We start from the raw sequence: 10,637 nt of genomic DNA on the forward strand, positions 1-10,637 counted from the left end.
CGCTGCTGGGGGGCGTCCAGGTGGTGCACACGCCGGGCCATAGCGCCGGCCACGTGGCCCTGCTGCTGCGCAATGAGGGCGTGCTGATTGCCGCCGACCTATGCTCGCACGCCGTAGGCCTAGCCTACAGCACCCTCTACGAAGACCGGGAGCTAGGCCGGCAAAGCATCTTAAAATCCAGCGCGCTGTCGTTCGACACAGCCGTGTTTGGGCACGGCCGGCCCTTGCAGGGGCAGGCCAATGAGCAGTTGCGGGCAAAATTTGCGTAGCTACTCCACCGTTGATATTCAGCGGCGCTCGGCGCATGTGCTGATACCCCAAACTGGGTATGCAGAAGGACCAGGGCGCTAAGAAACAGCGGAGACTTGGTTAGTGTGGGTTACTCTTCTACGAGTACCTGCCACCGTAGGTGTTTCTGACCGATCAGTGGAAGAGCAATCGGGTTAGGGTTGAAAACCGTCTAGCTTCCCCAAAAGCCAACCACGCGCACGAGTACGCTCGCCTTGTTAAATTTCACAAAGTCAGTTCCGTAGGTGATGCATCCCCACACCACAAACGTGAGGTACTGGCTCGGCTGCCAGCGTAGAATAGATAAGCAAAGCGCGGAACTTGAGCGGGAAGTAGGAAAGACGTGTAAACAGGCTGGGGTCAACTTGATGTGAAGCAGAGTGTTAGCTAAAACAGCGGCATACAAGAGAGCCTGGATCAGTACGTATTTATTTATTTTTCTATTAACAAAGGTATTCTCAGGAAAAGGCATGGTTTGGCCTCGCCTTTACTCCCCCTGTGTATTAGCGTGTCAGGTATTTGCTGCTGCAACGGAGGCACCATAGGTCAGTGACCTTGGCCGCCATGAGGGCATGGACAGCTAGGCAGCCGCAGGGCAACTCTTTTCTGTCGTGATGGTCCTAATCCCTGCTGTCTTGTATTGTCTTACCTTTACCTGTTGCCTACCCACTAACGACGGTAGCCACTGCTTTATGGAAACGCTATTTAGTTCGTCTTACCTGCATATTTATCTTCACCGCACTACCCACAACACATTGGAACTGCACTGGCTGGATTTCGTACCGAGTGCCGACTTTCGCGCCTCCATCGACGAGTTGATGCGCTTTGCCCGCCACTACCAGACGAAGGCACTTATTGCCGATAACCGCCTGTTGCGGGCCCTACGCCAAGCAGACTTGCAATGGAGCGGCGACGTCGTTTTTCGTGGGCTGAGTGAGTCAGGGGGACAGCGGTTTGCGGTGGTAGAGTCGCTTGACGCCATGAATCGCATGGGGGTGCAGGCGCTCGTGACGGACGTCATACCCAACACGCAGCTGACCAGTCAGTTTTTCACTACTATCGAGCAGGCACGGGCCTGGGCGACGGCTCCGCTGTAGCCGCTTCGTGCCCTGGCGAGGTGCCTAGTGGCCAGCTCTATCAAGCCCATGGTCGTAGCCACGCGGTGCACTTTCTTGTTGCCAACTTCATCATAACTCAGGCGTTTACTCTTGTGCACGAGATAGGCTAGCAGCCGTGAGTGAACAGTTGTTTTAGGAACGCCTACGGGGTAGCACTAGCCAATTCTTCGGTGCTGTGCGTGATTACCCAGTAGTACGGCTTTGCTAACCAGGCAGAATTCATCGCCTTACAAGGAGCGGTGCTCCAGTATTACGAGCAACATGTTAGCCTGGCCACGCCCTGGGGTTGGATGGGTGATGTGCGGCGCATAAGCGCCATTCAGGAGGAGCGTAGCGCCGGTTAGAGGCGTTCAACCCACGGGCGTTGACCGCCGGCCTGCGGGTAGTGAGCGTGGTGACCGAAACCCTATTTGGCCAGATTGCTACGCAGCGCAACGCCTAGCAAACCGCAACGAGTACTGCTGCATTGCGAGCCATTTATTATCCTTTCCCTGGAAAAAGCCAAAGTAGTAGATCTCACTATGTTGGACTAGTACCAAATTTACTTGTAACCGAAGGCCCAGAGGAAGCAAAATTGTTCATTTCTCAGGAAGTTATGCGCCGGGAACAACCAGGCGTTCAGTGAATGCCCCATACGCAAATCACCATTCCAGAAATTCATATGGCAGTTACGGAGCTGACTTACGAAGTCGTCCTATTGAACCCTACTTCCTTATTGGTCCGGGATGTCCTGGGTGAGGAGAACCTTTGGGAGCGTTTCCGCCACCGGACGCCCGCTATCGTAGCCTAGGTAGCAGCCCTATCATTTCCTTGCTGTCAAGCTTAACCTTGCTACAAAAATCTCATTATCAATTCGCATCCTACCAACGCAACTATGTAGTTATACTAGGGGCGCTTGGTATGTTGAAGCTATGTTTTATGACGAAAGAAAGATAGAATCCTATTATGTTTGGATTCAATCGGTCACCTTGATTGATCCACGCTTCTACAACTGGTTTTGCGAAGCGCTTCGGCCTCGACTTTTGCCTTTGGATATCTGCAAGGACTAGCTACTCAGCTGCCAGGCAGAAACCAGCCTTAACCGCAGCGCTTACAATTCTTGGTAGGTACTGTTCACAACCTGCATCCTTGTTAGCTTACCCATCACGGCAGTGTGCCATAATAGCCTCTTTCTCATTTCTGCGTATGAAAAAACTGCTTCTTTCTGCCACTTTACTACTCGTCGCTGTCGTGTCTGAGGGCCAGGATTTCAAGTACCAAACACCCCCTAAAGCTCTGCAAGATCTGTTGCTGGCGCCGCCTACTCCGCGCGTTAGCCTCGCGTCGAATGGCCGTACCATGGCTTTGTTGCAAGTGCAGGACTTTCCTACTGTAGCCGAACTAGCCCAGCCCGAACTGCGCTTAGCCGGCTTGCGCATCAACCCCCGTACCAACGGGCAAAGCCGGGTGAGCTACGCCGTGGGCATCAAGCTCAAAACCCTGCCTACGGGTGCCGAAATTGAGGTAAAAGGCCTGCCCGTTCAGGCTCGTATCAGCGACGTAAGCTGGTCGCCTGATAACAAGACTATCGCCTTTGCGCTAACCAACCCCGGCGCCGCACCGACGGCCGCGTAGAGCTCTGGGTTGTTGACGTGGCTACAGCCACTGCCCGTCGCCTGTTAGCTACTCCCCTCAACGATGCGTTTGGTAACTCCTTTGATTGGGTTTCCGATAGCAAGACGATTGTAGCTTGCACCGTGCCGGCTGGCCGCGGTGCTGCTCCTTCCGCCGATACCGCGCCTACTGGCCCGGCGGTGCAGGAAAGCGGCGGCGGCATAAAGACGGCGGCCCGTACTTACCAGGATTTGCTGAAAAACCCCGCCGATGAGCGCCTGTTCGACTACTACGCCACTTCCCAGTTAGTGAAGGTAAACGTAGCCGATGGGACAACCCGCCCTCTGGGTAAGCCCGGCCTGATTCAAACCGCCTCGCCTTCACCTGATGGCAAGTACGTTCTGTTGCGCACCCGCCACCGGCCGTATTCATACACGCTGCCTATCAGCCGGTTTCCACAGCGCATCGATGTGCTGGATATGAACACTGGGGCCTCAGTAAAAGCAGTGGTTGACTTGCCCTTGGCCGATGCCGTACCCATTGGGAATGATGCGGTACCTACCGGCCCGCGCAATCACGCGTGGCGTGCCGATGTGCCCGCTACGCTCTACTACGTGGAAGCCCAAGACGGCGGCAACCCCAAAACCAAAGCGGACATCCGCGACAAGGTGTTCACCTTGGAAGCACCGTTTACGGGCGCGCCTCAGGAACTGGCCGCTTTGCCCTTACGCTTTGGTGGGTTGAGTTGGGGCACCAGCCAACTAGCTTTAATGAGAGGTTACCGCTGGGCGGACCGACACGAAACTACTTGGCAACTGAACCCTAGCAAGCCAACCGCGCCGCTCGCTGTGCTGTTCGAAGGGTCGTCGGAAGATAAGTACCAGGACCCCGGCACGCCGTACGAGCACCGCAATGCCCAAGGAAAATCGGTGCTGCTCACGGGGGGACCTGCGGGACAGAGCCTATACTTGTTGGGCACGGGCGCTTCGCCCGAAGGCGACCGGCCTTTTGTGGACGAACTAGACTTAACCAGCAAAAAAACTACCCGCTGGTGGCGGTCAGAAGCGCCCGTGTACGAGGTGCCAGTAGCCATTATTGATGCCAGCGGCAAAAATCGGCAGTTGCTCACTCGCCGCGAGTCGCTTACGCAAACGCCGAACTATTACCTGCGCGACGCCACTAAAAAAGATAAGCTCACCGCCGTAACGAAATTCCCGAACCCGTACGCGGCATTTGGCGGCAGCTTCCCCAAACAGGTGCTGCACTACAAACGCGCCGATGGGGTGGAGTTGACGGCCAACCTGTACCTGCCCCCAAACTACAAGAAAAGCGACGGCCCCCTGCCCACGCTCATGTCCGCCTATCCTTTAGAATTCAAGGATAAAAATACTGCTGGACAGGTGAGCGGCTCCCCCTACACTTTTACCCGCCTGGGTGGGGGCTCGCCGGTATTCTGGGTTACCCAAGGGTACGCCGTTTTGGAGAATGCCAGCGTACCGATAGTTGGAGAGGGTAGCAAAGACCCCAACGATACCTATATTGAGCAGCTAGTGAGCAGCGCCAAGGCAGCCATCGATGAAGGAGTGCGCTTGGGCGTAGTGGATGCTGACCGTGTAGGCGTGATGGGCCACAGCTACGGCGCGTTTATGACGGCCAACTTGCTGTCGCACTCCAACCTGTTTAAAGCGGGCATTGCCCGCAGTGGCGCTTATAACCGTACCCTCACCCCCTATGGATTCCAGGGTGAAGAGCGCAGCTACTGGCAGGCCCCCGAGGTGTACAATGCGATGTCGCCGTTTAACTACACCGATAAGATGAAGACCCCTCTTCTGCTTATCCACGGCGAAGCCGATAATAACCAAGGTACTTTTCCCATTCAGAGTGAGCGATACTTCTCCGCGCTGAAAGGCCAGGGCGCTACTGCTCGTTATGTAGTGCTACCAGCCGAGGCGCATGGCTATGCAGCCCGCGAAAACCTGCTCCACGTGCTGTGGGAGACGAATGCGTGGCTGGATAAGTACGTGAAACCATCTAAGCCAGCAAACTAGCACGGCCAAGGAAGCACACGATAAAAGCAAGAAGCCTGAATTACCAAGTAGTAGTTCAGGCTTTTTTGCGTGTGCACAGTTGCTTACCTGTTCCAGCGCCGGGCCTTGGCAAGCTGTGTTCGGCGCAATCTAGACTACTGTCGGCTTGTATCCTCTTGCAAAACGATTGCAACTTCAACTTTACTGAGGCATAGGAGGTCGAGATACGCTCTCCATAATCACCAATCACGTCAGTTACTGAAAAAAATATGTATCAACAGTTTTTGCGTGTAAAAGTACAATTATTCGAAGTCAACACTGGGATTTATATAACTTTTATAAGATAGATTCCCTCTGATTTTGGTTGCAATATCTGCAATCATACTGTCGCTGTACAGATAAAAATACTAACACAATTATGTGATTGTTGATATTATACTCTTTATTAGCATCTGTAAACGAAATAGTCTCAACCGATAATACAAAGTACATGGGAGAATAATACGCTTATCTCTTTTGCAGATTTCACCCCCGATGAAGAGCGATTTGTGAGTAGCGCGGTAGATATTACCGGTGAAATAGTAGATGCGGAAGACCCAACGCCGATGAGCGTACCTGTCCTTATCTAAGCGCCTTTTCTAGCTTACACTCATTACTGCGAGTACGTCCCTATGCACTCTAATCAGGAGTAGCAGGCGCACGCCTGCCCAGGAATAACGGCCAATAAGCTATTCCCTTACTACTCTTTGGAAGCACCCATAGCACTTCCACCTCTCAAGGCCTTGAGGAGAAGTATCGTATCCCGTTGGAACATGGCTTGGTAGCGTGTAGAAAGTAGTGAGTGGGAGATGCCAGAAAACGGTAGAGTAGAGCAGTAAACACCTTGATCATTCAACAAAACATAATCCACATGAAGAAATCTTTACTTTCTAGCTTTGTCTTGATGTCAGCCTTCTCAACGCAGGCGTTGGCACAGAGCAAGGCGGTGACAGGACGAGTGACCGATGCCATTACGGGCGAAGGAATGCCCGGGGTAACAGTCCATCTGAAAGAGACTTCTACAGCCGCGCCAACCGATGAGCAAGGAAATTACAGCATAAACGTGCCAGCCGGCGGCGGGACGCTGGTATTTACCTTTATCGGCTACCTCAATAAAGAGGTGACCGTGGGCAGCCAACCCACCATCAATGTGAGCTTGGCCAGCGACTCCAAAACCCTCAATGAAGTAGTGGTAGTTGCCTACGGTACGGCAGATCCGGCGACGTACACCGGTTCCGTAACGCAGATTGGAGCCGAGAAACTAGCGCAACGGCCGGTAACCAACATTACCAACGCCATTGCTGGCCAAGCACCTGGGGTGCAGGTTTCCGCCGGTTCTGGGCAGCCGGGCTCCGGCCCTGACATCCGTATCAGGGGGTTTAGCTCAGTAAACTACGCCAACGACCCGCTGTACGTGGTGGACGGGGTACCGTACACAGCCGGTTTATCAAACCTGAACACGGAGGATATAGCCAGCATCTCGGTACTGAAGGATGCGGCCTCTACGGCTCTCTACGGTTCCCGGGCCACCAATGGGGTGGTGATGATTACCACCAAGAAGGGCAAGAAAGACCGGGTGCAGGTGAATCTGCGGGCGTTACAGGGTGTTTCCTCGCGTGCAATTCCCGAGTATGAGCGTGTAAACGCGTACGAGTATTACCCGCTGATGTGGGAAGCCTACCGAAATAGCTTAGTCAGCGCAACCGTTACCAGGGCACAAGCAAGCCAACGGGCAACTGCCGACATTAAGGGCCTATTGGGCTACAACCCATTCAATGTTCCGAACAACCAGATTGTTCTACAAGATGGCACGCTGAATCCGGATGCGCAGTTGCTGTGGGAAGATGACCTAGACTGGGAAAAGGCCCTGACCCGGGACGGTTCCCGCTCCGATTATACGGTGAGTTTCAATGGCGGATCTGAGAAAAGCGACTACTATGTTTCGTTGGGCTACCTGAACGAGAAGGGGTATTTGATTAAATCAGACTTCGAGCGATTCTCGGGTCGGATGAACGTCAACACCAACCTGACCAACTGGTTTAAGGCTGGCGTGAACATAAACTACACCCTGACCAACTCCAATCAGGCCAATACGGGTAGCTCCACGGGCTTCGTGAATCCCTTTTTCTTCAGCCGCGGAATTGGTCCGATCTACCTATTTACCAGCACGACCCCGCCACGGGCGCTTATGTACTGGACGCGAATGGCGAACGGGTGTACGATTTGGGAGGCTCCTCCCCCACTATGACCCGCCCAGTGTACCCGGGCCGGCACATTGTGGCCGAAACGGAATGGAATAACTACCTCTACCGGCGCAACGTGTTTGGGGGCAGAACCTACGGGGAAATTACCTTCCTGAAGGACTTCAAGTTGACGGCAAACTTCGCCGCGGATATCACCAACTACGAAGAGCAAACTTACGAAAACACCCAAGTGGGCGATGGTGCCCCAGCCGGGCGAGCGGGCCGCGTGCTGTATAACCTGACGAGCTACACGGCCAACCAGCTACTCAATTATAACCGGACGCTAGCGGGCGTGCACACGGTGGATGCATTGCTGGGCCACGAGAACTACAGCCGGAGCCGGGACTACCTGAGCGGCTCTAAGTCAGGTGAGGTAATTGCCGATAATACGGAGCTGCAAAACTTCAGCACCATCAATAACTTCAACACGTACCTGCAAGAGCATAGAATAGAGTCATATTTCGGGCGGGCGAACTACACGTTCAACGACAAATACACAGTTTCCGCCTCGTATCGGCGCGACGGCTCTTCCCGCTTCTATAAGGACGTACGCTGGGGCAGCTTCTGGTCTGTGGGGGGCTCTTGGCGCCTGGACCAGGAAACCTTCTTCACCAAACCCAACTGGGTTGATATGGTCAAGCTTCGTTCTTCCTACGGGCAAGTGGGCAACGAAAACCTTGAAAATGGGGACGGCAGCCAGTATTACGCTTGGCAGGCACTCTACACGCTGGGCCAGAACAACGCCGCCGAGCCGGGCTTCTCGCAAGCAACCCTGGGTAACCGGGGCCTGGTGTGGGAGAAGAACAACAGCTTCGATGCAGGAATTGAATTCGCATTGCTCAAGAACCGTCTGAACGGTTCGGCTGAGTATTTCAAGCGGACATCCGAGGACCTGCTATTCGAAGTGCAGCTCCCGCTCTCCAGCGGAGTAGCCAACCGAATTGAAAACGTGGGGGCCATGTACAACCAGGGCGTTGAGCTCCGGCTGGCTGGTGACATCATCAAAACAGATGCCTTCACCTGGAACCTTGATGTAAACTGGACCACCTTTAAAAACAAGATAACCAAGCTGCCCTACCCAGAACTGGTGTCTGGCACCAAGAAGCTGAAAGTAGGCGAGGATTTGCAGGCATTCTGGCTGCGGGAGTATTACGGCGTTGATCCAGAAAATGGGAACGCGCTTTACCGGGCCATCACCTACAACGAAGCCAACAGCAAGATCATCGGCTCCGATACCGTAACCTGGAACGCCAACAACGGCCGATTCCACTACGCTGGCACGGCTATTCCAAAGTTCTCGGGTGGCTTCACCAACACCTTCTCCTTTAAAGGAATTACCCTGTCAGCCTTGGTTACCTACTCGGTAGGAGGCAAGTTCTATGACGGCCAGTATGCGACCCTGATGAACCACGGCACCTACGGCGGCGCCATGCACAAGGACATGCTGGACCGGTGGCAGAATCCTGGTGATATCACCGACGTTCCCAAGCTGCAAGTAGGAAATACGGCCAACCTGGCAGCGGCGTCCGACCGGTGGTTGGTGGATGCTTCTTACCTGAACTTCCGCTCGGTGAGCTTGAGTTACAATATCCCGGCCCCCCTCACTACCCGGCTCAAGCTGCGCAACGTGAACATCTTCGCCACGGGCGAAAACCTAGCGTTGGTTTCCAAGAGAAAGGGAATGAATGTGGCGCAAACCTTCTCGGGTACGACGTCGGCGGTGTACGTGCCCGCCCGGGTGCTTTCTTTGGGGTTGAATCTTTCTTTGTAGCAACTGATTGGTCATGAAAAAGACGATATACAGCGCGTTGCTAGCCAGCGCAATGATTTTTTCCTCTTGTGAGAAGGAGTATCTGGAAACGGCACCAACCAATGCGGTGACCGAAGAGAATGTGCTGTCCAGCACTAAGAATGGGATGGCCGCACTCAATGGCATCCATCGGATACTGTATTTACAACACAATGGTAGCCAAAACCAGGGCGGAGAAGGCTCCATGAAGATTATGATGGATGCCTTGGGGGAAGACTGGGTGCAGACGCTAGGCACCAGCTGGTGGGCCAATGAGCACAACTGGACGTCGCACCGTAATGCTACTTCTTCTACCACGTACAACCATGCCTGGTACTATTTCTATTACCGCATCATCGCCAACGCCAATATCCTCATCAATGGCTTAGACAACGCAACCGGCCCGGAAGCGGAAAAGCAGATGATAATTGGCGAAGCCCTCGTGTATCGTGCCTGGGCTCATTTTCAATTGGTGCAGGCGTTTGGCGAGCGGTACGAAGCTGGTAAAACCAACAGCCAGCTAGGAGTGCCCTTGCTGATTACTAGCACCACGGAAGGCCAACCACGTGCTACCGTGGAGGAAGTATACACCCAGATCAATACGGATTTGGACACGGCCATCGGGTTGCTGACTGGCCTAGGCAACCGCCCGGCAAAATCCCACTTTAACGCGGCCGTAGCCAAAGGCATCAAAGCTCGGGTGGCCCTCACTATGCAAAACTGGCCCGTGGCCGCACGGTTTGCGCAGGAGGCCATCCAGCAGAGCGGCGCTACCCTCATGAGCCGGGCACAGTACACGAGCGGGTTCAACAGTGTGGAAAACCCGGAGTGGCTGTGGGGCAGTAAAATGCAGGCCGACCAGACTAACTATTTCTACTCTTTCTTCGCCTACATGTCGGCCAATTACAGCTCGACCGCCATCCGGCAAAACCCGAAGAAAATTAACTCGGTGCTCTACAATCAAATCCCGGCCACCGACGTCCGCAAGGCCCTCTGGGACCCGACTGGGGCCAGTATCCCGGTTCCTGCTGGGGGCGTGAAAGCGCCGTACGGGCAGAAGAAGTTTCTGGTGGCAGACCCCAACCTGAGCATTGGGGACGTGCCGCATATGCGCTTAGCCGAGCTGTATTTGATCCAGGCCGAAGCCGAGGCCCGGCAAGGGCTGGCTTCCGCCGCTGGCAGTTTGTTTACGCTGGTGAGTGCGCGAGACCCGCAGTACGTGCGGTCTACCCGTACGGGGCAGGCCTTGGTAGACGAAATCCTTTTCCAGCGCCGGATTGAACTGTGGGGCGAAGGCTTCCGGTTCCTGGACTTGAAACGCACCAATAGCGCGTTGGATAGAACAGGCAAGAACCATATTGCCCAGTGGGCTTGGGCTCTCACCGGTGGCAACCTCCGGGTGGAGGCTGGCGTCAAGGAGTGGCAATTCCTGTTTCCACAGGCCGAGCTCAATGTCAATAAAGCCATTGTGCAGAACCCCTTGTAGAAACAGTTTTTTGGGCTGGATACACTGCAGTAGGCTACCCGTGAGAAAATAAAA

General features: G+C 54.3%; 7 protein-coding genes and 1 pseudogene. All 8 read left to right on the forward strand.

The genetic code is table 11. The features are described 5' to 3' along the window. Positions 1-269: pseudogene (locus VI25_RS25410) on the forward strand (MBL fold metallo-hydrolase); the annotation flags it as partial. Between the two features lie 711 nt (positions 270-980). Continuing rightward, a complete protein-coding gene (locus tag VI25_RS21870) occupies positions 981-1,385 on the forward strand; it encodes a hypothetical protein (protein WP_045690482.1) in 405 nt (134 codons plus the stop codon). Positions 1,386-2,031: 646 nt separating this feature from the next. Continuing rightward, complete coding sequence (locus VI25_RS25415; RefSeq protein ID WP_161807018.1) at positions 2,032-2,196, forward strand: hypothetical protein; 165 nt, start codon at positions 2,032-2,034, stop codon at positions 2,194-2,196. 395 nt (positions 2,197-2,591) lie between these two features. Next, positions 2,592-3,020: a hypothetical protein gene (locus VI25_RS27420; protein ID WP_236705197.1), complete on the forward strand. Its 429-nt coding sequence runs from the start codon at positions 2,592-2,594 to the stop codon at positions 3,018-3,020. Between the two features lie 17 nt (positions 3,021-3,037). Next, a complete protein-coding gene (locus tag VI25_RS21875) occupies positions 3,038-5,047 on the forward strand; it encodes an alpha/beta hydrolase family protein (RefSeq protein ID WP_236705198.1) in 2,010 nt (669 codons plus the stop codon). A 922-nt stretch (positions 5,048-5,969) separates the two neighbouring features. Continuing rightward, positions 5,970-7,313 carry a SusC/RagA family TonB-linked outer membrane protein gene (locus VI25_RS27425; protein WP_236705199.1) on the forward strand — a complete coding sequence of 448 codons (1,344 nt, stop codon included), beginning with the start codon at positions 5,970-5,972 and terminating at the stop codon, positions 7,311-7,313. After that, complete coding sequence (locus VI25_RS27430) at positions 7,310-9,079, forward strand: SusC/RagA family TonB-linked outer membrane protein (RefSeq protein ID WP_052695777.1); 1,770 nt, start codon at positions 7,310-7,312, stop codon at positions 9,077-9,079. Before VI25_RS27425 ends, VI25_RS27430 begins: the two co-directional genes overlap by 4 nt. A 13-nt stretch (positions 9,080-9,092) precedes the next feature. Continuing rightward, positions 9,093-10,583, forward strand: coding sequence for a RagB/SusD family nutrient uptake outer membrane protein (locus VI25_RS21885; RefSeq protein WP_045690609.1), 1,491 nt, complete (start codon positions 9,093-9,095; stop codon positions 10,581-10,583). Positions 10,584-10,637 lie beyond the last annotated feature (54 nt).

The organism is Hymenobacter sp. AT01-02 (genome assembly GCF_000961955.2).
Lineage (GTDB): Bacteria > Bacteroidota > Bacteroidia > Cytophagales > Hymenobacteraceae > Hymenobacter > Hymenobacter mucosus.

Bases quoted from the DNA above. Each gene is read 5' to 3' on its own strand.
- VI25_RS27430 (WP_052695777.1), top strand. From the start codon at position 7,310: ATGACCCGCCCAGTGTACCCGGGCCGGCACATTGTGGCCGAAACGGAA.
- VI25_RS25415 (WP_161807018.1), top strand. From the start codon at position 2,032: ATGCCCCATACGCAAATCACCATTCCAGAAATTCATATGGCAGTTACG.
- VI25_RS21870 (WP_045690482.1), top strand. From the start codon at position 981: ATGGAAACGCTATTTAGTTCGTCTTACCTGCATATTTATCTTCACCGC.
- VI25_RS21885 (WP_045690609.1), top strand. From the start codon at position 9,093: ATGAAAAAGACGATATACAGCGCGTTGCTAGCCAGCGCAATGATTTTT.
- VI25_RS27425 (WP_236705199.1), top strand. From the start codon at position 5,970: ATGTCAGCCTTCTCAACGCAGGCGTTGGCACAGAGCAAGGCGGTGACA.
- VI25_RS27420 (WP_236705197.1), top strand. From the start codon at position 2,592: ATGAAAAAACTGCTTCTTTCTGCCACTTTACTACTCGTCGCTGTCGTG.